The sequence below is a fragment of the Streptomyces sp. NPDC050548 genome, assembly GCF_044457385.1.
In the GTDB taxonomy this organism is placed as follows: domain Bacteria; phylum Actinomycetota; class Actinomycetes; order Streptomycetales; family Streptomycetaceae; genus Streptomyces.
Genome location: NZ_JBITGV010000006.1, coordinates 402,499 through 423,559, shown reverse-complemented (window position 1 = coordinate 423,559; position 21,061 = coordinate 402,499). Strand labels below are relative to the sequence as shown.

Genomic DNA, 21,061 nt, shown 5'->3' with positions numbered 1-21,061 from the left:
CCGATGGCAAGAGAGCGGGACAGCTACAGGCCGAGCCGTCAGAGTCTGACGGCGATCATCGTCAAGGTCTGATCAGGATGGCCGTCAGGTGCCGATCAGCACGTTGACCAGGTACCTGACGACCGTTCTGGCCTGGGTATGTTCTCTGGCCGCGCAGCCCTGACGCGTCAAGGGCGCTCACACGCTGAGCGCCCGGCGCGCGTCGCTGATGAGCCGGTGCGCGTCGGCCCCGTAGACGGCCGACTCCCGCAGCGTGTTCCAGGTACGGAGGTAGGTGCTGACGCTGGTCTCGTCCTCCACCCAGAGTTCCGAGTGCCACGTCTCGACGATCACGCGGCTGTCGTCGTAGACCCAGAAGGCTGTGGCGGGCGGGATCTTGAGCGAGGCACTGAGCGGGACGATGCCCAGCTCCACCGTGTCCAGACCGACGGCGCCTGACAGCCGGTCGAGCTGTGCGGCCAGTATCGACGGCGGACAGACGAGCGCCCGGAGCGCGGCCTCCCACAGAAGGAGGTGGAAGCGCTTCGCAGGGTCGTACAGCGCCTCCTGCCGCTTGATACGGGAGCGGACGGCTTCCTCCGTGTCCCGGGGCGACTGCTGGAGTTCGGCGTACCGGGTGAAGATCGACCGGGCGTAGTCGGGGGTCTGGAGGATCCCGAAGATGATGGATGACTCCCAGCCTCGGAACACCGAGGCGTCACCGTGGGCGGCCAGGTGGGTGTCCTGCACGGGCTTGTGCCCCGAGGCGAGCTGCCGCCGCCATGAGCGGATGTGGGACTCGAACCCCCTCAGCCGGGCGAGGAGTTCGTCGTACGCGTCCGGCTGGCCGGTCCCACCGGCCCAGGCTCGGAGGTCGTCGGGGGTGGCGGTCTGGCGGCCGTTCTCCAGCTTGGAGACCTTGGGCTGTGGCCAACCGAGGCGCCGGGCGAGCGCGGAACCGGTGAGCCGACCGTCCGGCGCGGTGAGCCTCAGCTCACGCAGCCGGACCCCGAGCGCTTCGCGCGCCTGCTGGTAGTCGGTGGTCACCGGTTCCGCTCCCTGCTACTCGCTGGCGGCGAGCCTCGCCGCGAACTCCTCGTACGGCACGGCGTAGTGCGTGGCGGCGTCGCGCGCCTGGCAATAGCGGTTGACCTCCACGGGTTCCGTGATCAGCTCCACACTGACGAGGTCGTCGGCGTCGTCGAAGTTGAGCCGGGCCACCAGCCGGGAATCGAAGAGCCAGAAGTCCTCGTCGGGAAGCTGGAGGCGCTCGGCCTCGGGCCGCCAGATCTGCCGGATGTCCTCACCGACGGAGCTGTTCCGCCGGGCGTTGTCGAGCAGGTAGAGCTGCCCCGGGGTCGGCGGATTGTCGACGACGCGGACGCGCTCGAACCGCTTGCCGAGGGCGGTCTGTTCGCGGCGCTCGGCACACCACTCGGGGTCCCTGCCCTCCCAGTCGACGGACTCGCCCCGGAGGAACTGCGTGTAGGTGTCGGTGACTTCGTCTGAGGCGTACCGGCGCCGGGTCTCCAGCCTCCACGCCGTGTGCTGGAACTGGGTGAACAGCCGGTCGAACTCGTCCAGGCCGATGATGTCCGGCACGCGTACGACCTCCTTGGGGCCGAAGTCCACGAGCAGTTCGCGCGGGACGATGATGGGCACCTCGCCGTCACCGAGGTGCCGCAGGCGGGCGATGTCGTCAGGGTCGGTGAGCGCCGGTCCGTGAATGATCACTTCGCCGGTGTCGAGGTCTTCGTGCACGGCCGGGCAGCCATTCACGCCGCTGCCCGTGCCGTTGAAGCGCAGCCGTCGCGCCATGATCAGTTCCTTTCGCCGGGTACTGACTCCTTCATGATCACCGTGCTCGGGAGTGGACGGTACGGATCCGCCGGGCCCTCGTGGATATAAACGGCTATAGATAACCCCTACCCGAGAATAATCGGGTATAGGCGCTAGCCCTCTCAACTGGCCCACCAGAACGCTGAGTTCATGGTCACAGCACAGCAAGAGCCGGGCACCTCGGATGCCACAGCGGCGGTCGAGACTCTGCGGGAAGCACTGACGTCGGCGGGGATCGTACTGCCGTCTTTGGGGGCGGACGCAGCGTCGCCCTCTCTGAACCTGATCAACCTCGGCCGGGTGCGGGCAGACGTCGCCCTCCGGCTGGCCGACGTGATCCAGCGGGGGTGCGCATGAACACGTACGCGCCGGAGCCCGGCGAGCTGGTGTACGACGAAGCCACTCGCAAGGTCGGCCGAGTGATGGGGAACGAGGGGCCGTACTGGCAACTGAGGCCGGTCGGCGGCGGGTTGGAGTGGGATGCACGCGGCCCCCTGAGGCCCGCTACGGCGGCGGAGGGGCTGTCGGCAGGCGTGGCCCTGGCGAACGCCCGCAGCCGAGGTGAGACAGCGTGAGTACGCCTGCTGTGGACACGTCGGCCATGTCCGCAGAGTGCGCGGTCGCCCAGCAACCCGGCTATGAGGACCTGCACGACCAGTGCAGGCAGACCCAGGACATCCCCCTGCCCCACGGCGGCGGCCTGCTACTCCAACGGCGTTGCGGATGCACCTGCCACAGGCCCGAGTAGTCCCCAACAGCACGGAGCCCGGTCGGGCGTCATCACCGGCAGGGCTCCGTTGCGCGCGGCGTAGCCCTCAACCTCATTGCCGGCTGACCAAGTTGACGAGGCCCCGCGCGATCCGGGGCCCCTCCGTTGTCAGCAGCGACTGTCACAATCTCATGCATGAGTGATGAGCTGGCGTCGCCCGACATGTCCATGGCCCTCGACGCTCCGCAGAACGCTCCCCTGGTGAGTGAGTGGCTGCTCGGCACGAGCGCTGTGCTCGCGTATCACCTCGGGAAGACCGACGTCGCCCGGATGATCGCCGATGTGTCGTCGGCGGAGGTTCGGCTCTGGAACACCGAGTACAACGAGGAGGGTTACCGGATCGTGCTCGTGGTGGAGCCGGGCCTGTATCCGACGTACACCGACCCCGAGTTGGACAGCATCGCCGAGGTGATACGCGACGTGCTGTGGGGCTCGGGCAAGTCTGTTGACAGCTTGTCGCCCGGCCGTCGATCCCTCGCCTCGGCCCGGACTGGCGCAGGCAGGTGAAGACCGCCGACGGCCCCAAGCCGAGCAACCAGGGCCGGAGGCAGCAGCTCGAACCCGGCCACCCGGTCGAGGACCAGCTCCGCTTCACCAACGAGTGGGAGCTGAACGTGTACCGCGTGTTGCGGGAGCGCCAGGCCGCCCTGCCCGACACCGAGACGATCGGGATCATGCCGCTCGGGGGCATGCGGGTGCGGGGCTGGACCTTCGAGCCCGACTTGCTGATCACCTATCGCGGGTACGCCGGAGTGATCGAGATCGACGGCCCTCAACACAAGGGCCACGCCGGTTACGACCACAGCCGCACCCGTCTGTTCCTGCACTCCGGCGTCAAGATGGTAGACCGGCTGAACGTGCAGGAAGTGAAGAACCGGGCCGAGGTGGAGAAGTTCGTGGACGGCTTTCTGGCGCAGCTCACGCGGTAGACAGCACGGAGCCCCCACCGTTCGGCGGGGGCTCCGTCACGTTCGGTGGATCAGGCAGCGGCGACCCACTTCAGCCGGTCCGGCACAGGGTCCCTCCATCCCTGCGATGGCGTGATGCGCACCTGTCCGAGGGCATCCGGGACCAGCAGCAGCGCCGCTACGGCACGCTGGCGATGGACGTCAGCCGCCTGCCACCAGGCAATCAGATCCGCCTCGGGGTCGGCCGGGAGAAACTCCGCGAGCGGGGCGGGCGTGGTGAGCTTGGTCAGCTTGGCCTCCAGAACTGCGATGTCCTGCTCCAGTTCCTCCATGTCGGCGGTGCGCTGGATACGGGCGCGGGCTGTCTTCGGCTGGGGTGCTGCCTCCAGCTCCTCCAACTCGGTCCGGAGCCCCGTCAGTCCGGTGCGCGTCGCCTGCTCCTCCGGGCCCCCGGCCGGGCGCTCACGGAGCCGGGCGACCCGGTGGGGCGCGGACAGATACGCGAGGATGACACCCAGCTCGGGCTTCGCCTCGCCGGTCCCCGGATCGACGGCCGCCAGGTTGCCGATGAGGATGCGGTCCACCTCCGCCTTGTCGACGCGGACGCAGCCCTTCTCGGCGCACTCGTAGCCGGGCACCCCGGCCTTGCGGCAGCGGACCGTGATCGGACCGTCGCAGGGGTTGCAGCGCAGCGTGGTGGTCAGGACGTGCTGCACGCCCGTGTCGAGGTAGGTACGCCGGGACGGGTCGGCGAACAGCCGCTGGACCCGGCCGAACACCTCGCGGGACACGATCGGCTCGTACCCCTCCCACTGCACCGGGATCAGCGTGTCCTTGTGCTTCCTCAGCCCCGCGTAGGCGGGCCGGGTCAGCATCTCCCGCAGGTTGCCGTCGTGGAAGGGCTTGCCGGACGCGTTGACGAGGCCTCGCTGCGCCCATTCCTGCGCGATGGCATAGACGGCCTCAGGGAGCGCGTCGTCCCCGACGGAGTTGCTGTAGAGCAGCGCCACAGACTCATCACCCAGCCGGTTGTCCCGTACTCCGGCCGCACGGACGAACAGTTCGGCGATGAGCTTCCCGTCACCCGCGCCCGGGTACTGACGGACGCAGCGGGGACGGCCGTCCATCACTTCGTACTCCCGGGCGTAGCCGAACGGGATCTTGCCGTGCGGACGACCCTCCCCTGCGGCGGAGTTCACACCTCGCTGCGTCCGGGCGGACAGGCGCCGGGCCTCCTTCTCCGCGTCGAGGATGCCTCGGTTCAGGAGGTCGTAGTCGTTGTAGTTCCGGGGGTCGTACGGCTGACGCTCGTCGCTCGTCACGTGGATCAGGTAGCCGCCTGCCTCGCACAGCTTGATGATCCGGTTTCCAACCCCCATCTCGCGGGCGAGACGGCTGATCTCCCACAAGACCAGGACGTCACCGGGCTTACCGAAAGCGCCGGTCGCGAGGTCGTCCATCAGCTTGTCGAAGTCGTCGCGCGCCTTGGCGGCGTACTTGCTGGCGCTGCCGGTGTCCTTGTACGGCTCGCCCCACGTCCAGGGGCCGTACTCCAGCTCGGAGGCGAGGTTGCCGCTGTGCTGGTCGGTGATGCTGCGGGCCGTCCGCCCCTTGCCCTTGCTGACGCGCAGGTACTCCCGCGCGGTCCGGGTCGCCACCTCGACGGCTATGTGTGCGGTTACAGTAGCCATTGCCCCTCCTCGCCCCCTTGCGTCCACTTACACCCCCAATTCTGGTACCTACGGTCCGTCCTTAACCTCCGCCACGGCGTCTGAGACCATGGGGGCGTGAAAGAGATTCGGCGCGGCACGCTTCAGGAGCAGACCTTCTACGAGCAGGTCGGCGGGGAGGAGACCTTCCGTCGGCTCGTTCACCGTTTCTACGAGGGTGTCGCCGAGGACCCGCTGCTGAAGCCCATGTATCCGGAGGAGGACCTGGGCCCCGCCGAGGAGCGCCTGACTCTCTTCCTGATCCAGTACTGGGGCGGTCCCACGACGTACAGCGACAACCGCGGCCACCCGCGGCTGCGCATGCGCCACGCCCCGTTCCAGGTCGACCGGGCCGCGCACGACGCCTGGCTGAAGCACATGCGGGTCGCCGTCGACGAACTCGGCCTGTCCGAGGAACACGAGCACACGCTGTGGAACTACCTGACGTACGCGGCGGCTTCGATGGTGAACACAGAAGGCTGAACAGTCTTTGCCTTGTGCGGAGTTGAACGGCGCGCTCAGCGCACGCTGACGCCGAGTGCGCCGACTCCCGCCCTGCGTACGGCGATCGAGCCGTACGGCGTGCGCAGCCGCAGCCACGCGCCGGACGAGAAGAGGCCCGGCTCCCCGCCGGGGCGCAGGAATCCGAGCGACTGGGCGGCGTGCACAGCGCGCACCGGCAGCGAGGTGTCCCCGACCGTCCGGGACCAGATCTCCCGCCCTATGCGGTCGAGTTCGGTGCGGGTACGGCCCTCCGGCGCCAACTCCTGCGTACGGGACCGGAATTCGGCGACCCCGGCGGCGATCATCCCGCGCAGCGCCTGTGGTTCCGGCAGCCCGGACTCGGGAGCCCAGCCGCCGCGCGGCGGCAGCACGCCGGCCCAGGGTGGGCCGGTCACCGCGGCCGGTACCCGGGCCGTGGCCGCCGACTCGTCGAGGGATTCCAGGAGTTCACCGGCGGAGACGGTCACGTCGAGCGTGTCGTCGAGTTCGTTCTCGTACGGCTTGGCGAGGCGCACCGCGCGGATGGCGAGCACCTCGAAGGACGGCGGACGCCCGAAGACGGCGAGGGCCGTGCCGGCCGCCTGGAGGCGGACGGCGGCGCCGCGGTCGTAGTGGAGCAGCCGGGAGAGGAAGGCCGCGAGGTCCGCCGTCTCCCCTTCGTCGGCGAGATGGAGGACCGTCATGCCGCGACGGCCTCCTCCTCGTCGTCGTCCCGGTATTCCTCCAGGAACTCCCGTTCCTCGGAGGTGATCCGGCGCGGTCGTTGTGCCTCGAAGTCGAACGGCACTATGACCGTGGCGGCCCGGACGTAGACCTGGTCGCCGTCCTTCACCTCGTAGGCGATGGTGAAGGACGCCGCCCTGATCTCGGTGACCCACAGCTCGATGTCCACGGGCGCGTGCCGGTGGACGAGCTGGCGTTTGTAGTCGATCTCGTGGCGCGCCACGACCGAGCCCTGCTTGAAGTCCTTGTCCGGGCGGAACAGGAAGTCGATACGGGCTTCCTCCAGGTAGCGGAGGAAGACCACGTTGTTTACGTGGCCGTACGCGTCCATGTCCGCCCAGCGCAGCGGGCAGCGGTAGATGTGGCGCAAGAAGATCAGCCCCGGGTCAGCTTCTTGTAGGTGGCGCGGTGCGGACGCGCGGCGTCCGGGCCGAGCCGCTCGACCTTGTTCTTCTCGTAGGACTCGAAGTTGCCCTCGAACCAGAACCACTTGGAGTCACCCTCGTAGGCGAGGATGTGGGTGGCCACCCGGTCCAGGAACCACCGGTCGTGGGAGACGACCACGGCCGCACCCGGGAACTCCAGCAGCGCGTTCTCCAGCGAGCCCAGGGTCTCGACGTCGAGGTCGTTCGTCGGCTCGTCGAGGAGCAGCAGGTTGCCGCCCTGCTTGAGGGTGAGCGCGAGGTTGAGGCGGTTGCGCTCACCGCCGGAGAGGACGCCGGCCGGCTTCTGCTGGTCGGGGCCCTTGAAGCCGAACGCGGAGACGTAGGCGCGGGAGGGCATCTCGACCTGGCCGACGTTGATGTAGTCCAGCTCGTCCGAGACGACGGCCCACAGCGACTTCTTGGGGTCGATGTTCTCGCGGCTCTGGTCGACGTAGGAGATCTTGACGGTCTCGCCGACCTTGATGGAGCCGGAGTCCGGGGTCTCCAGGCCCTGGATCATCTTGAAGAGGGTCGTCTTGCCGGCGCCGTTCGGGCCGATGACGCCCACGATGCCGTTGCGCGGGAGCGTGAAGGAGAGGTCGTCGATGAGGACCTTGTCGCCGAAGGCCTTGGAGAGGTTGCTGACCTCGACGACGATCGAGCCCAGACGCGGGCCCGGCGGGATCTGGATCTCCTCGAAGTCCAGCTTCCGCATCTTGTCCGCCTCGGCGGCCATCTCCTCGTAGCGGGACAGACGCGCCTTGGACTTGGCCTGACGCCCCTTGGCGTTGGACCGCACCCAGTCCAGCTCCTCCTTCAGGCGCTTGGCGCGCTTGGCGTCCTTCTGGCCCTCGACCTTGAGGCGGGAGGCCTTCTTGTCGAGGTAGGTGGAGTAGTTGCCCTCGTAGGGGTGGGCGCGGCCGCGGTCGAGTTCGAGGATCCACTCGGCGACGTTGTCCAGGAAGTACCGGTCGTGGGTGACGGCGACGACGGTGCCGGGGTACTTCGCGAGGTGCTGCTCCAGCCACTGGACGGACTCGGCGTCCAGGTGGTTGGTGGGCTCGTCGAGGAGCAGCAGGTCGGGCGCTTCGAGGAGCAGCTTGCAGAGCGCGACGCGGCGGCGCTCACCACCGGAGAGGTTGGTGACGGGCCAGTCGCCGGGCGGGCAGCCCAGGGCGTCCATGGCCTGCTCCAGCTGGGTGTCCAGGTCCCACGCGTTGGCGTGGTCCAGGTCCTCCTGGAGCTTGCCCATCTCGTCGAGCAGGGCGTCGGAGTAGTCGGTCGCCATCAGCTCGGCGACCTCGTTGAAGCGCTTGAGCTTGCCCATGATCTCGGCGGCGCCGTCCTGCACGTTCTCCAGGACCGTCTTCGACTCGTCGAGCGGGGGCTCCTGCAGCAGCATGCCGACGCTGTAGCCGGGCGACAGGAAGGCGTCGCCGTTGGAGGGCTGCTCAAGGCCCGCCATGATCTTGAGAACGGTGGACTTACCGGCACCGTTAGGTCCGACCACACCGATCTTCGCGCCGGGCAGGAAGCTCAGCGTCACATCGTCAAGGATGACCTTGTCGCCGTGCGCCTTGCGCGTCTTGCGCATGGTGTAGATGTACTCAGCCAAGAGAAACCGTCCGGCAGCTTGAAATCTGGAGTGGGCAGATGTAGTCCATCTTGCCTGACCCCTGGCCCTCGGGGGAAACGCGTATGGACGAGGGGGCTGTGAGCTGGGGCTCGGCCGTGTGCTGTACCGCTCAGCCCTGCTGTCCGGGCTTGCGGTCCCGCAGCAGGATCAGGGCCGTGGCGCCGATGCCGACCAGGCCGAGGGCGACGACCGTGATCATCGGGGTGATGGCGGAGCCGCCCGTCTCGGCGAGGTTGGTGTCGACGGAGGTGCCGCCCACCGTGGCGGGGCTGGGCTCGCTGAGCGTCTGCGTCACGGCGCCGCCCGCGTCGCTCTGCGTCCGGCAGTCGAGGACCCCGGCGAACCGCTTCGCGTAGCCGTGCGGCGCCGTGATCGTGAAGTCGTACGCCTGGTCCTCCTGGAACGGGATCGTCACCGTCTGGGAGTCCCCGGCGTCGATGCCGTGCTCGACGCCCATGAGCGTGAAGGTGAACGTCTCGTCGCCCTCGTTGGCCGCCGTGATGTCCACGCCGCCCGCGGCACAGTTCTTCCGTGCCGACAGTGCCGGTATCGCCCCCGTCTTCGCCCAGTCCGCGTCGGCGGCGGCGGAGACGGTCGACTCGCTGGAACCGGCGAGGATCTGCGTCTGGCTCCTGTTCTCGGAGGTGAAGGCCCGGCCGACGGGCACGGTGGTGGAGGCCTGCACGGTCAGCTGGGCCGATCCGTCCGCCGCGTCCTCGGGGACGTCGAAGAAGACCTGGCTGCCGTCCGCCGCGGACGTGACGGCCTTGCCGTCCTTGTCGACGATGCGCACCCCGGTCGTGACGGCGTCCGAGGGCGGTGTCAGCGTCACGCCGTTCGCGTTGGTGTGCACCGTCACCGGGCCGAGCCGCTCGCCGGGGTGACCGGAGACCGCGGGCGGGTCGAGGGTCAGCGAGGCCTGCGGCTCCGCGACGTCACGCGCGCTCTTCTGCAGATAGTCCGCGAGCTTCTCGGCCTGCGGGTCGACCGCGTCGACGTCGGCGCCGTCCGAGTAGCGCCAGATGGCCACCTGGGTGCCGGCCGCCGCGTCGCTCTCGGTCAGGCCCTTGGTGCCGGCCTTCGCGGAGAGCGCCGCGAGGTCGTTCACCTGCGGGTAGGAGTGCTGCAGGATCCAACGGATCTTGCCCGCGCTCTTGTTGGTGCCCAGCGATGTGCCGCTCCACGCGGTCTCGTGGTACTTGGCGTCGCGCTGGGTGGGGTTCTGGAGATCGACGCAGTACGTCTGCAGGGTGCCGCCGCCGTCCACGGACATCTCGAACAGGCCCGCGGAGACCTGTACTTCGCTGCCGCCGGCGTCGTGGATCACGGCGTCGCCGTATGTCTTGAGCCCGCCTATCGTGGCCGTCGCCCCGCCCTGGGTCTGCGGTGTCTCGTCGGCGAAGGCCGGGCCCGCGCCGGCCAGCACTCCGGCGGCGACGAGTCCGCACGCCCAGGCAGCGGCGACGAAGCGCACGGCGCCCCGGCCACGTGGTGACAGCGCGGAGAAGACAGACAACGCAGAAGACACGGAATTCCCCTTCGAGCAGGACCCATGGGCGTGGGGGGCGTGGCGTGGTCCCACCAGCAGAATCTGTAGCGCCGAGAGCTGTGCCCGAGCTATGTCCGGCATCCTAAGGAGGCGGGCGCACCACGTTCTCCAGTCGGGTGATCCGATAACCGTTCCGAATCGGAATCGTTATCGCCAAGATCACCCGCGAGCGGGGCTTATCGACAAATCCACCGAGTCATTCGGAACGCATTCATCGATAAGCCGCGGATAAGCCGTAGTTCGATCAGCTCGGGGCATTCACTGACATCACGTCACCGCGACGGGCTCGCCCTGTCGCTGCCGCTCCTGTTGCCCGGGGACGTCGGCGGAATCCCCCGCCGGGGTCTCCCAGTCGGGCTCGGGCCGGGGCGGAGAAGCCGCCGTGTCCGGCCTGTTGGCCCGTCGGAAGGCCGAGGTGCCGCGCGCCAGGTCGTGGCCGATCGCCACGGCGTCGAGGTCCGCCGAGGAACGGTTCGGCTGCCCCTCGCGCGCCTCCTCGCGGACCTTCAACCGGCCCTGGACGACGACCGGGTCACCGACCGTCAGCGATGCCGCCACGTTCGTGGCCAGCTGCCGGTTGGCCCACACCGTGAAGAAGTTGGTGTGGCCGTCCGTCCACGCGCTCTTCTCGCGGTCCCAGTAGCGCGAGGTCACCGCCAGCCGGAACCGTGCCGACGGTCCGGCCGCCAGCTCCCGGTACACCGGCGGTGTCGCCACATTGCCCACCGCGCAGACCATGGTCTCGTTCATCGCGCATCCCTCCCTCACCCGGCCGCGCAGGCCGGGCGGAAACGCGTACGGGCCCGTCCCGTACGGCTGCAGTCAGACTGCCTCCGCCGAGCCGGGCCCGCTGAGCGCTGTGCACCACCGCCGACCTGTGGAAAACCTCATCACCCGTACGAGGGAACGACGTGCGGACCGAGGTTCACCCCGTCCCGATCACCCCGTCCCGATCACCCCGTCCCGACTCCCGCCCCCGTGACCCGCGCGTACTGCTCCCGCACCTCCCGGTACCGCAGCAGCTCGGCGGCCAGCGGATCGAGCACCCGTGCCCGGCCGCAGCCCGCCGCGGCCTCCCGCAACCGCCGTTCGGCGTCGAGGCCGTAGCGCCGGGCGGGTCCGCGGGCCGCCATACGGCAGCTCCACTCGACGAGCGGGCCGCCGATGATGCCGGCCACCATCAGCAGCACCGGCACCCCCAGGTTCGGCGCCATGAACCCGATGATCTGGCCCAACAGCCAGAGCCCGCCGACGACTTGGAGGATCGTCATGGACGCCTGCGCCAGTACGGCCGCGGGCCACCACCCCGGCCGCGGCGGGCGCCCCACGGGCAGCCCGGCCCGCGCCGCCAGCTCGTCCAGCGCCTCGGGCAGCCCCTGCGCCCCGCGTACGGCCGCCTCCCGCACCGCCTGCGCCCACGGCGCCGGCAGCCCGCCCGAGGCCCGGTCGGCGACCGTACGGACCGCCTGTTCGACGCGCTGGCGTGCCGTGGCCTCCTCGTCCGCCTGGGCGCGGACGGGCAGCCGTCCTGTGGTCGGTTCGCGCCGGTCGTTGTACCAACGCCACAGTCGCAGCCAGGGCGTGCCGCAGGCCCGGTTGGCGTTGCGCAGCCAGGCGCGTTCGGCCGCCTCGCCCGCCGCGGTGGCGCCCACCGAGTCCGCGAGCCGCGCGGCGAACTCGTCCCGCGCCTCCTCGCTGAGCCCGGTGCGCCGCCCCGTCGCGTACACGGGCCGCAGCCGCCAGGCCGCCGCGTCGACATCGGCTGAAATTCGCCGTGCGGCCGCTCCACGATCCGCCACGAACTGGCCCAAAACCTCGCGCAGTTCGGGGATGCCGTCGCCGGTGAGCGCGGACAGGGACAGCACGGTCGCGCCGGGTTCGCCGTACTCCCCCAGGGCGATCCCGTCCTCGTCGAGCAGTCGCCGAAGATCGTCGAGGACCTGATCGGCGGCCTCCCCGGGGAGCCGGTCGATCTGGTTGAGGACGACGAACATGACCTCCGCGTGGCCCGCCATCGGCCGCAGATAGCGCTCATGGAGGATCGCGTCGGCGTACTTCTCCGGATCGACTACCCAGATGACCGCGTCGACGAGCGCCAGCACCCGGTCGACCTGCTCGCGGTGCGCGACGGCCGCCGAGTCGTGGTCGGGCAGGTCCACCAGGACGAGCCCGCGCAGCTGGGCCTCCATCTCGGCGCTCTGCAGGGGGCGCCTGCGCAGCCGTCCCGGGATGCCGAGCCGGTCGATGAGGGTGGCCGCGCCGTCGCTCCAGCTGCACGCGATGGGCGCGGCGGTGGTGGGCCGTCGTACGCCTGTCTCCGAGATGGCCACTCCGGCGAGCGCGTTGAAGAGCTGCGACTTGCCGCTGCCGGTGGCGCCCGCGATGGCGACCACGGTGTGCTGCCCGGAGAGCCTGCGCCGCGCGGCGGCCTCGTCGAGGACCCGCCCGGCCTCCGCGAGAGTCCCGCTGTCGAGCCGGGTCCTGGAGAGCCCCACCAGTTCGCGCAGCGCGTCGAGACGGGACCGTAGCGGCCCGTCGTACGCCAAGGGGGCCGGGACCTGGGCGGGGTGCGCCGTCTGCTGCCCCCGGGAGGCCCTGATCTCCACGGCGGCGGCCTGCTGGGCGGCGGTGGTCTCGTTGACCCGCCGCGCGATGAGCCCGTCGTCCCAGGAGCCGGTCGCCTCCTCGGGGTCCGTGGGGTTCGCCGGGTCCACGGCCGCCTTGGATTCCTTACGGCCGGAGGTGTCGGCCCGCACGCGCGCGTGGCCGTCGGTGTCCTCCTGGTCGCCGATTTCCTGTGCGGCCTCTACGGGAGGGCGGTTTTCAGGGCGCTCGTCCTTGGCGTCCGCGTCGCGGCCGTTGTCTGCGTGATCGGCATGGCCGACATGATCGGCGTGGCCCATCTCGTCCGTGTGGTCCTGGTCAGTGACGGCAGTCACCGGTCACCTCTCCTTCTGCAGTACGGACAGCGCGGCGATGAGTTCGGCCTGGGGTTCGGGGTGCACATCGAGGGCGTCGAGCGGGGCGAGCCGGCGTTCGCGCTCGGTGTGCACGACCCGGTCCAGGTGGTCGTTGAGCAGCCGTCCGGCCCGGTCGCGCAGCCGCAGCGCCCCGTGGGCGCCGATCCGCTCGGCGAGCCCCTCCCCCGCGGACCTCGCCCTACGGCCGCCCAGCAGGGCGGTGGCGACGAGGGCGGCGACCACCTCGGGGTCGGGCGCGATGCTCCGGTCGAGGTCGGCGACCTCCTCCTCGGCGTACTCCTCCAGCTCGCGCCGCCACCGCCGTACGGCCATCCCGATGCGGTGCTCGGCGCTCTCCAGGGAGGGATCGCGGTCGGTGAGTTCCGGTGCGCCCGCGGCCGGTTCGCGGCGCCAGGCGTCGTCGACGCGCTCGTCGGCGGCCGTGACGGCGCACAGCAGCAGTGCGGCGAGGCTTTCGGCGAGCGCGTCGAGCAGTTCACCGGCGGAGCAGTCGAGCGGGAAGGCGCGCCAGCGCTTCAACGCGTCCCCGGCGAGCACGGCCCCGCCCTGCAAACGGCCCCGCACGCGCGCGTGCTCGCTGTCGTACGCCCCGTCGACGGCGGCCGTGAGCCGCAGCGCGGCGGCGTACTGGGCGGCGGCGGCACCGGCCAGCTCGGGCATCCGTGACTTCAGCGAGTCGAGGACGCCGTAGGCCGTGCGTGCCATGGACTGGTGCCGGGCCCCGGGGTCCTGGGCCTGCTGCACGAGCCAGCTCCGCAGTGTCGCCACGGCGCTGGCCGGGAGCAGCCCGCCGCCCCAGGCGGACTCGGGGAGTTCGGGCACCGTGAAGCGCGGTACGTCGCCGAGCCCGGCCTTGGCCAGCAGGGCGCCGTACTGCCGGGACACCTCGGACACCACCTGGTGGGGCACCCGGTCTAGGACGGTCACCAGGGTCGCGTTGTGCTCCTTGGCGCTGCGCAGCAGATGCCAGGGCACGGCATCGGCGTAGCGGGCGGCCGTGGTGACCATCACCCAGATGTCGGCGGCGCAGATCAGTTCGGCGGCCAGCATCCGGTTGTCGGCGACCAGGGAGTCGATGTCGGGCGCGTCCAGGAGGGCGATTCCGCGCGGGAGGGAGTCGGCGGTCTCGACCCGCAGCACGCGCGTACCGTCCTCACCGGGGAGGAGCAACTCGTCCCCCGGGTCCTGATGGGGCACCCACACGCGCGTGAGGTCGGGCAGCACGCGCATCCCGCTGAACCAGTGATGGTCCTCCGGATGGCAGACCAGCACCGGTGTGCGGGTCGTCGGCCGCAGCACGCCGGCCTCGCTGACCCGGCGCCCCACAAGGGAGTTGACGAGCGTCGACTTGCCCGCGCCGGTGGAACCGCCGACCACGGCCAGCAGGGGCGCTTCGGGCTCTTTCAGGCGGGGCACCAGATAGTCGTCGAGCTGGGCGAGCAGTTCGTCGCGGTTGGCACGCGCGCGTGGAGCCCCCGCAAGGGGCAGCGGGAAGCGTGCGGCGGCGACACGGTCGCGCAGGGCGGAGAGTGCGTCGAGCAGCTGAGGCCGTACGTCCAAGGTCACCACATGTGAAGAATGCCCAATTTTGGGGGAATTCTGAAGCATATGAGCATGCCTGCGCGCCGACGGAACACAACGGACGGAAGGGATGACTGGGGCAAGGGCACAGTCCAGGCATAACGAGTGCACAACACCCGTGGCGCGGGGCACCAAAAGCGATGCACGATTCGTACCTGCCTGCGATTATCAGGACCGCTTCACCGAACCTCCACATCGAGCCACGGAGGGGAAGCAACAGGGACAAGGACCCGGGAGCCCTATCCTTGTCCCCGGCAACGTCACGGACCGGCCCACACCCGGGCACACCACGACTGAGGCCACCACACCCGGCCCCCGTAGCTCAGTGGATAGAGCAGGCGCCTTCTAAGCGCTTGGCCGCAGGTTCGAGTCCTGCCGGGGGCGCCCAGCCACACTCCGCGTTTCTGCAGGTCAGACAAGGTGACTCCTCGTGGCCGACGAGCAGACCGCCCCGCAGGCCCCGCCCGGTGTCGAGCCCGACGTGCCCAATGTGGCCCGGATCTACGACTACTTCCTCGGCGGCCACACCCACTACCCCGCCGACCGCGCGGCCGCACGGCGCATCATCGCCGCCAACCCGCAGGCGCCCCTGCTGGCCCGCGCCATGCGCCGCTGGCTGGTGCGGGTCGTGGCCGCCATGACCGCCGAGGGCATCACCCAGTTCCTCGACCTGGGCGCCGGCCTGCCCACCCAGGACAACGTGCACGAGGTCGCCGCCCGCCACCACCCCGACACCAGAGTCGTCTACGTCGACAACGACCCCACCGTCCTCGTCCACGGCAGGCCCCTGCTGGAGCCCGGACGGTCCGTGCTGCTCCTGGGTGACGTCCAGGACATGGCCTCCGTCCTCGACCACCCCGACCTGCACGCCCTGATCGACCTCACCGCCCCGCTCGGCGTCATCGTCTCCGGCGTCGTCCACTTCCTGCCCGAAACACCCGCCACCGCAGCCCAGTTCGCCGCCCTCCGCGACCGCCTGGCACCGGGCAGCGCCCTCGCCCTCAACTCCCTTGTGTCCGACGCCGATCCGGCCGGCGCGACCACGCTGTTCCGCCTCTACCAGGGAGAAACCGGGCGCGGCCAGCTCCGCACGGCCGGTCAACTCCGGCGCTTCTTCACCGACTTCGACCTCCAGCAACCGGGCCTCGTCCCGCTGGACGACTGGCGTCCCGACACACCCGTCCCGACGCCCGATCTCCCCAAACCCTTGATATGGGGCGGCATGGCCCGCAAGCCATGAGCGTCACCGCGGGCACCCCACCGCCCCAGTGGCTCGATCGCCCCCGTGTTTCCCCCCGGTTTCCGTTACGTCCCGATGGATACGTAATGGTCAAGACTTGGTCCCGAACGCTTGTGGGGTTCCCCATGGGCGCCGATCATTGGCCGAATCCCGCCCCTCGTCCCCGCAGGAGCTCCCGGTGGCCGCTGGTCAGACAGCCTTCGAGCCGGCCGACGCGCCGGCCGCAGCCCAGACGGAGCGGCAGAAGCTGCGCAAGCACTTCGGCCGTTTCGACATCCTCTTCTTCCTTCTCTGCACGATCGTCGGCGTGGACACGATCGGCACGGTCGCCTCCTCCGGCGCCGAGGCGTTCACCTGGCTCATCGTGCTGGCCGTGGTCTTCTTCGTGCCCTCGGCGCTGCTGATCGCCGAGCTGGGTGCCGCGTTCCCCGAAGAGGGCGGCCCCTACATCTGGACCAGCCGGGCCTTCGGCCGCCTCGCGGGCGCCGTCAACAACTTCCTGTACTGGATCACCAACCCGGTGTGGCTGGGCGGCACCCTCGCGGTCTCCGCCGTCACCGCGTTCACGACCTTCTTCAACGACGGCAAGGACCTGAGCACCCCGGCCTTCTACGTCTTCACCCTCGTCTTCATCTGGGTGGGCGTCCTCGCCGCGATCCTCTCCTTCGACGTCGGCAAGTGGATCCCCACCATCGGCGCCTGGAGCCGCTTCGCCCTTCTCGGCTTCTTCACGCTCACGGTCGCCCTCTACGGCATCAAGCACGGCCTGCACGGCTTCGGCGCCGGCGACTTCTCCCCGACGTACTCCGGCTTCGTACTCCTCGTGCCCGTCCTGATGTTCAACTACGTCGGTTTCGAGCTGCCCAACACGGCGGGCGACGAGATGACCGACGCGCAGAAGGACGTGCCGTTCGCGATCTTCCGCAGCGCCGCCCTGTCCGTGCTCCTCTACGCGCTGCCCATCCTCGGCATCCTGCTCGTCCTCCCGGTCAAGGCCATCACCGGCCTCGGCGGCTTCCTCGACGCGATCCGCCAGGTCTTCACCGTCTACGGCGGCACCGTGGCCGCCGACGGCACCATCACCAGCAGCGGCGCGGGCACGGTCCTCGGGGATGTCGCCGCGGTCCTGTTCATCCTCACCGTGCTGTCCTCCGGCGTCACCTGGGTCATGGGCTCCGACCGCGCCCTCGCCGTCTCCGGCTACGACGGCGCCGCGCCCCGCTTCCTCGGCGTCATCTCCAGCCGGTTCGGCACACCGGTCCGGGTCAACATCCTCAGCGGACTGGTCTCCACCCTCGTCCTGGTCCTGGCCCACCAGCTGACCAACGGCAGCGCGGCCAAGCTCTTCGGCGCCGTCCTCGGCCTCGCCATCTCCACCACGCTCATCAGCTACCTGGGCATCTTCCCGGCCCTCGCGGTACTCCGCTACAAGGCCCCGGACGTCCCCCGCCCCTACAAGGCACCCGCCCCCATCCTGATCAGCGTGGTACTCACCCTGCTCATCGTGTTCGCGAGTGTGCAGCTGATCGCCCCGGGAGCCGGTGACCACTGGTTCAGCGGCGAATACCTCCCGGACGGCTGGACCCACGCCGAGCGTGTGAAGTACCTCCTCACGGAGGGCGTACCGCTCGTCGGGTTCATCCTCCTCGGCGTCCTGTTCTGGGCCCTGGGCAAGCCGACCCGCACGGCGAACTCCCTGGCCAAGGAGTAGCGTTCCTCCGTGACCTTGCGCTGTGTTGTCCTCGACGACTATCAGAATGCGGCGACCGGACTCGCCGACTGGTCGCCCGTCGAGGACGCGGTGGAGGTCGTCAGTCTGCGTGAACACCTCGACGACGAGGGCGAGTTGGCCGCCGCCCTCGCCACCGCCGACATCGTGGTCACCCTGCGCGAACGCGTCCCCTTCCCCGCCTCGCTGCTGGCCCGCCTCCCCCGGCTGAAGCTGCTGATCGCCTCCGGCATGCGCAACACGGTCATCGACTACGCCGCCGCCGAGGCGCACGGCGTCACCGTGTGCGGTACGGCCAGCTCCTCGACCCCGCCGGTCGAACTGACCTGGGCCCTGCTGCTCGGCCTGGCCCGGGGCATCGTCGAGGAGAGCAACTCCCTTCGTGCGGGCGGCCCTTGGCAGCGGACCGTCGGCGCCGACCTGCACGGCCGCACCCTCGGACTGCTCGGCCTCGGAAAGATCGGCAGCCGGGTGGCCACGATCGGGCTCGCCTTCGGCATGCGCGTCACCGCGTGGAGCGAGCACCTCACCAAGGAACGCGCGGCCGAGTTCGGCGTACAACTGGCCGCGTCCAAGGAGGAGTTGCTCGCCGACAGCGACTTCGTCTCGGTCCATCTGGCCCTCGGCGACCGCACCCGCGGACTCCTCGGCCCCGCCGAACTCGCCCTCCTCAAGCCGACCGCGTATCTCATCAACACCTCCCGCGCGGCGATCGTCGACCAGGACGCCCTGCTCGCCGCGCTGCACGAGGGCCGTATCGCCGGCGCCGGAATCGACGTCTTCGACATCGAGCCGCTCCCCGCCGACCACCCGATGCGCACGGCACCGCGCCTGCTCGCGACACCGCACCTCGGCTATGTGTCGCAGGCCAACTACACGACGTACTACGGCCAGGCCGTCGAGAACATCCGGGCCTACCTGGCGGGTTCGCCCGTACGGCAGCTGCCGTAGATCACGCCTCGATGCGCCGGTAGATGCCGTTGCCCCGCCGCAGATGGTGCAGGTCCACCAGGTAGCGGCGGAGCGTCACATGGTCGATCTCGCCCTCGTCGCACCAGGCGCGCAGCTTCTCGTCGACGATCCGCTCGGGGTACTCGACGCCGGGGGTGAAGGTCTGCTCGGCGATGTGCTGGAGCACCACCTGCTTGCGGGTCCACTGGGCGGGCAGGCGGATCAGCCGGCCGCCCTGGACGAAGGTCCGCAGGATCATGTCGGTGTGCTCGTCGCCGGTGGACGGGCCCGGGTCGGCGGGCTCCTCGCCCTCGCGCGCGAGGTTCCTGAACAGGTCGTAGTCGACGCGGAGTTCGCCGTCGTCCATGGTCTTCACCACGCCCTGCTCGCGCAGCTTGAGCAGCGCGAGGGCCGTCCCCTTCGGGGTGAGGCCGGCCACCTGGGCGACCTCCTCGGAGGTCTCCGCGCCCAGAGCCACCGCGGCGAAGGCACGTACCCGGTTCTGCTCGGCGAACAGACGGAACAGTTGGTCGGTTGCCATGCCGGGAGGCTAGTGGACACCGACCGCCGAGGGCACCGAATTTCCGGCCGTCGAACGTCCTCTCCCGGCGCTCGAAGTCCTGTTCAAAAAGGTGATCCCCGCGCTGTCGCCGTTACCAGGCATGGACCGCCGCGTTGAACCCGAAGTGCGGCGGCGCGTCCTGCCGCCGCACTCACCGAACCAAAGGAGAACGTGATGTCTCGCATCGCGAAGGCGGCCGTGGTCGCTCTCGGCACGGGCGCCGTGGCGCTCAGTGGCGCCGGCCTGGCCATGGCGGACGCGGGCGCGCAGGGTGCGGCCGTCGGTTCGCCCGGCGTCCTGTCGGGCAACGTCGTGCAGGTGCCGGTCCACATCCCGGTCAACGTCTGCGGCAACACCGTCAGCGTGATCGGCCTGCTGAACCCGGCCTTCGGCAACACCTGCGCCAACGTGAGCGACCACGGCAAGGGCGGCCACCCCGGCCCGGGCGGCTACGGCGACAACGGCTACGGCCACTGATTCGACCGCACACGCGGACGGACGTACGTGAAGAGCCCCGGCACCTCAGGCGCCGGGGCTCTTCCCGTGTCCGCGACCGGTCAGCCGTAGCGATAGATCCTGCTGACGTCCTCCAGCTGCTCCGGCGTCACGTCCCACGGCGGCATCCGCTGCTGCCGTGCCACGATCCGCCCCTCCTGGTCGTCACCCGGCCCCGGCGGCCTCGCCGGGAGGTAGCGGGCGCCGCGGTGCTTGTTCTGCCACCGCGTCCACTGGAGGTCGATGAAGGCGTGGTGCAGCCAGAAGACGGGGTCGTTGACGGACGCGCCGCCGAGCATCACGCCCCCGACCCACTTGTGGACCCGGTTGTGATTGCGCCACGACGCGCTGCCGGACCCGGTGCCCCACCCTTCGAGCCTGTTGCGGAATCCGGTGCGGGAGGTCGAGTCCCAGGGCGCGGTGTCGTAGACGGGGTCGGCGAGCGCCCCGTCCAGGTCGCTCTTCGTCGGCAGCGTGATCGGGGCACCGGCGCGGCCCAGGTCCCGGGTGAGGTACGGCTCGTCGGTGATGTTCTCCGTGATCTTCCACTTGCCCGCCGCGTAGGCGAACGGCCCGGTCGTCACCTGATGGTCGGAGCGCCGCCCGGTGCCGCCGAGCAGGTCCTTCGTCCACGGCAGGGCACTCGCGGAGCGGTCCCGCGTCCAGTCCCAGTACGGCACCGTCACCGAGGAGTCGACCCGGCGCAGCGCCCCCTCCAGGTCCAGCAGGAACTGCCGGTGCCAGGGCAGGAAGGAGGGCGCCATGTGCGCGGAGCGCAGCCCGTACTCCCCGTCGGGCACGAAGAACTCGATGTGCGTGCGCACGAACTCGTCGTACTCGCCCCGCCGTTTGATCTCCAGCATCGCCGCCACGAACCGCCGCTTCTCGCCGGCGGTGAGTGTGCTGACGTCCTTACGCGTGTACGCCATGGTCTCCCCCCATGTGCATCTGCTCCATCGGCCCGTCCGCCTCCCGCAGTTCGCGGCCGGGGCTCAGTTCGTCGACGGCCGCGCGGGTCGCCTCCAGCGCGGTGGGATACGAGCGGTAGTGGTCGACCATGCTCAGCCAGGTGCCGTCCGCGCGCCGCATCAGATGCAGCGGCCGCCCGTCGACGGTCACTTCCCAACTGCCTTTCAGCACACCCCGGATACGACGGCCCCGGTACGTCTCGTCGAAGGCGGTGTCCCCGGGATCCTCGCCGGAGCGGGTGGGCCGGGAGGCCGCGACGACCGGCACCAGCGCCACCGCGAGCACGGCACCGAACGCCCCGCGCAGCGCCTCCCGCCGCGTCCTGCGCACCGACCCGGGTCTGGCCGACTCCCGGCCCACGGATACTCCACCGACGCTCACGCTCATGGCCCAACTCCCTCGTCCGTTCCGACCGTTCGAGGGGCTAACCGTCCGACCCCCCGCCCGGTCACCGTCCGAAAGCACCCATGACATGCGGAAGGGCCCGGGTCGCACCACCCGGGCCCATGTCC

Annotated in this window: 22 protein-coding genes and 1 tRNA gene; 10 read left to right on the top strand and 13 right to left on the bottom strand. The window is 70.1% G+C overall.

Translation table 11 applies throughout. The annotated features are described in order from the left end of the window. Nucleotides 1-177: 177 nt before the first annotated feature. On the bottom strand, nt 178-1,026 hold the full coding sequence (locus ACIBJH_RS19950) for a helix-turn-helix domain-containing protein (protein ID WP_399118136.1): 849 nt from the start codon (nt 1,024-1,026) through the stop codon (nt 178-180). 15 nt (nt 1,027-1,041) lie between these two features. After that, nucleotides 1,042-1,797 carry a DUF6879 family protein gene (locus tag ACIBJH_RS19945; protein ID WP_399118135.1) on the bottom strand — a complete coding sequence of 252 codons (756 nt, stop codon included), beginning with the start codon at nt 1,795-1,797 and terminating at the stop codon, nt 1,042-1,044. Nucleotides 1,798-1,968: 171 nt separating this feature from the next. On the opposite strand from ACIBJH_RS19945, the gene ACIBJH_RS19940 reads away from it, so the two are divergent. The 4 genes from ACIBJH_RS19940 (at nt 1,969) to ACIBJH_RS19925 (ending at nt 3,516) form a co-directional block, all read left to right on the top strand. After that, nucleotides 1,969-2,175 (top strand): hypothetical protein, encoded by a 207-nt coding sequence (locus tag ACIBJH_RS19940; RefSeq protein ID WP_399118134.1) that lies wholly within the window; start codon nt 1,969-1,971, stop codon nt 2,173-2,175. Next, entirely contained in the window at nt 2,172-2,393 is a 222-nt protein-coding gene (locus ACIBJH_RS19935) for a hypothetical protein (RefSeq protein WP_399118133.1), read from the top strand. The genes ACIBJH_RS19940 and ACIBJH_RS19935 overlap by 4 nt, the downstream gene beginning before the upstream one ends. Before the next feature lie 329 nt (nt 2,394-2,722). Then, on the top strand, nt 2,723-3,094 hold the full coding sequence (locus tag ACIBJH_RS19930) for a hypothetical protein (RefSeq protein WP_399118132.1): 372 nt from the start codon (nt 2,723-2,725) through the stop codon (nt 3,092-3,094). Beyond that, nucleotides 3,091-3,516 carry a hypothetical protein gene (locus tag ACIBJH_RS19925; protein ID WP_399118131.1) on the top strand — a complete coding sequence of 142 codons (426 nt, stop codon included), beginning with the start codon at nt 3,091-3,093 and terminating at the stop codon, nt 3,514-3,516. Before ACIBJH_RS19930 ends, ACIBJH_RS19925 begins: the two co-directional genes overlap by 4 nt. A 50-nt stretch (nt 3,517-3,566) precedes the next feature. Here the strand turns inward: ACIBJH_RS19925 and ACIBJH_RS19920 are convergent, their stop codons facing one another. Then, on the bottom strand, nt 3,567-5,186 hold the full coding sequence (locus ACIBJH_RS19920) for a recombinase family protein (RefSeq protein WP_399118130.1): 1,620 nt from the start codon (nt 5,184-5,186) through the stop codon (nt 3,567-3,569). A 96-nt stretch (nt 5,187-5,282) separates the two neighbouring features. Between ACIBJH_RS19920 and ACIBJH_RS19915 the strand changes: the two genes are divergently transcribed. Continuing rightward, on the top strand, nt 5,283-5,687 hold the full coding sequence (locus ACIBJH_RS19915) for a globin (RefSeq protein ID WP_317888034.1): 405 nt from the start codon (nt 5,283-5,285) through the stop codon (nt 5,685-5,687). 35 nt (nt 5,688-5,722) lie between these two features. On the opposite strand, the gene ACIBJH_RS19910 is transcribed toward ACIBJH_RS19915, so the two are convergent. The 7 genes from ACIBJH_RS19910 to ACIBJH_RS19880 form a co-directional block, all read right to left on the bottom strand. Beyond that, the gene (locus tag ACIBJH_RS19910; RefSeq protein ID WP_399118129.1) at nt 5,723-6,391 is read right to left on the bottom strand and encodes a hypothetical protein; all 669 of its coding nucleotides are present in this window, start codon (nt 6,389-6,391) and stop codon (nt 5,723-5,725) included. Then, entirely contained in the window at nt 6,388-6,801 is a 414-nt protein-coding gene (locus tag ACIBJH_RS19905; protein WP_399118128.1) for an acyl-CoA thioesterase, read from the bottom strand. Before ACIBJH_RS19905 ends, ACIBJH_RS19910 begins: the two co-directional genes overlap by 4 nt. Nucleotides 6,802-6,806: 5 nt before the next feature. Continuing rightward, on the bottom strand, nt 6,807-8,471 hold the full coding sequence (gene ettA, locus ACIBJH_RS19900) for an energy-dependent translational throttle protein EttA (protein ID WP_399118127.1): 1,665 nt from the start codon (nt 8,469-8,471) through the stop codon (nt 6,807-6,809). Nucleotides 8,472-8,601: 130 nt separating this feature from the next. Beyond that, on the bottom strand, nt 8,602-10,020 hold the full coding sequence (locus ACIBJH_RS19895) for a Cys-Gln thioester bond-forming surface protein (RefSeq protein ID WP_399118126.1): 1,419 nt from the start codon (nt 10,018-10,020) through the stop codon (nt 8,602-8,604). A gap of 288 nt (nt 10,021-10,308) precedes the next feature. Further along, entirely contained in the window at nt 10,309-10,791 is a 483-nt protein-coding gene (locus ACIBJH_RS19890; protein ID WP_399118125.1) for a single-stranded DNA-binding protein, read from the bottom strand. A 203-nt stretch (nt 10,792-10,994) separates the two neighbouring features. After that, nucleotides 10,995-12,980, bottom strand: coding sequence for a GTPase (locus tag ACIBJH_RS19885; RefSeq protein ID WP_399118124.1), 1,986 nt, complete (start codon nt 12,978-12,980; stop codon nt 10,995-10,997). Between the two features lie 3 nt (nt 12,981-12,983). Then, nucleotides 12,984-14,591 carry a dynamin family protein gene (locus ACIBJH_RS19880; RefSeq protein ID WP_399118123.1) on the bottom strand — a complete coding sequence of 536 codons (1,608 nt, stop codon included), beginning with the start codon at nt 14,589-14,591 and terminating at the stop codon, nt 12,984-12,986. Between the two features lie 323 nt (nt 14,592-14,914). On the opposite strand from ACIBJH_RS19880, the gene ACIBJH_RS19875 reads away from it, so the two are divergent. From ACIBJH_RS19875 to ACIBJH_RS19860, 4 genes are all read left to right on the top strand, one after another. Then, a tRNA-Arg gene (locus ACIBJH_RS19875) sits at nt 14,915-14,987 on the top strand. A gap of 46 nt (nt 14,988-15,033) precedes the next feature. After that, nucleotides 15,034-15,843 carry an SAM-dependent methyltransferase gene (locus ACIBJH_RS19870; RefSeq protein ID WP_399118122.1) on the top strand — a complete coding sequence of 270 codons (810 nt, stop codon included), beginning with the start codon at nt 15,034-15,036 and terminating at the stop codon, nt 15,841-15,843. 178 nt (nt 15,844-16,021) lie between these two features. After that, a complete protein-coding gene (locus ACIBJH_RS19865) occupies nt 16,022-17,554 on the top strand; it encodes an APC family permease (protein ID WP_399118121.1) in 1,533 nt (510 codons plus the stop codon). Between the two features lie 9 nt (nt 17,555-17,563). Continuing rightward, nucleotides 17,564-18,523 carry a D-2-hydroxyacid dehydrogenase family protein gene (locus ACIBJH_RS19860; protein WP_399118120.1) on the top strand — a complete coding sequence of 320 codons (960 nt, stop codon included), beginning with the start codon at nt 17,564-17,566 and terminating at the stop codon, nt 18,521-18,523. Nucleotide 18,524: 1 nt separating this feature from the next. Here the strand turns inward: ACIBJH_RS19860 and ACIBJH_RS19855 are convergent, their stop codons facing one another. Continuing rightward, nucleotides 18,525-19,064, bottom strand: coding sequence for a DUF2087 domain-containing protein (locus ACIBJH_RS19855; RefSeq protein ID WP_399118119.1), 540 nt, complete (start codon nt 19,062-19,064; stop codon nt 18,525-18,527). Nucleotides 19,065-19,259: 195 nt separating this feature from the next. On the opposite strand from ACIBJH_RS19855, the gene ACIBJH_RS19850 reads away from it, so the two are divergent. Next, on the top strand, nt 19,260-19,562 hold the full coding sequence (locus tag ACIBJH_RS19850) for a chaplin (protein WP_399118118.1): 303 nt from the start codon (nt 19,260-19,262) through the stop codon (nt 19,560-19,562). Nucleotides 19,563-19,642: 80 nt separating this feature from the next. On the opposite strand, the gene ACIBJH_RS19845 is transcribed toward ACIBJH_RS19850, so the two are convergent. Beyond that, nucleotides 19,643-20,509, bottom strand: a complete 867-nt coding sequence (locus ACIBJH_RS19845) for a tyrosinase family protein (protein WP_399118117.1) — start codon at nt 20,507-20,509, stop codon at nt 19,643-19,645. Beyond that, nucleotides 20,493-20,936, bottom strand: a complete 444-nt coding sequence (locus ACIBJH_RS19840) for a tyrosinase family oxidase copper chaperone (RefSeq protein WP_399118116.1) — start codon at nt 20,934-20,936, stop codon at nt 20,493-20,495. The genes ACIBJH_RS19845 and ACIBJH_RS19840 overlap by 17 nt, the downstream gene beginning before the upstream one ends. Between the last annotated feature and the right edge of the window lie 125 nt (nt 20,937-21,061).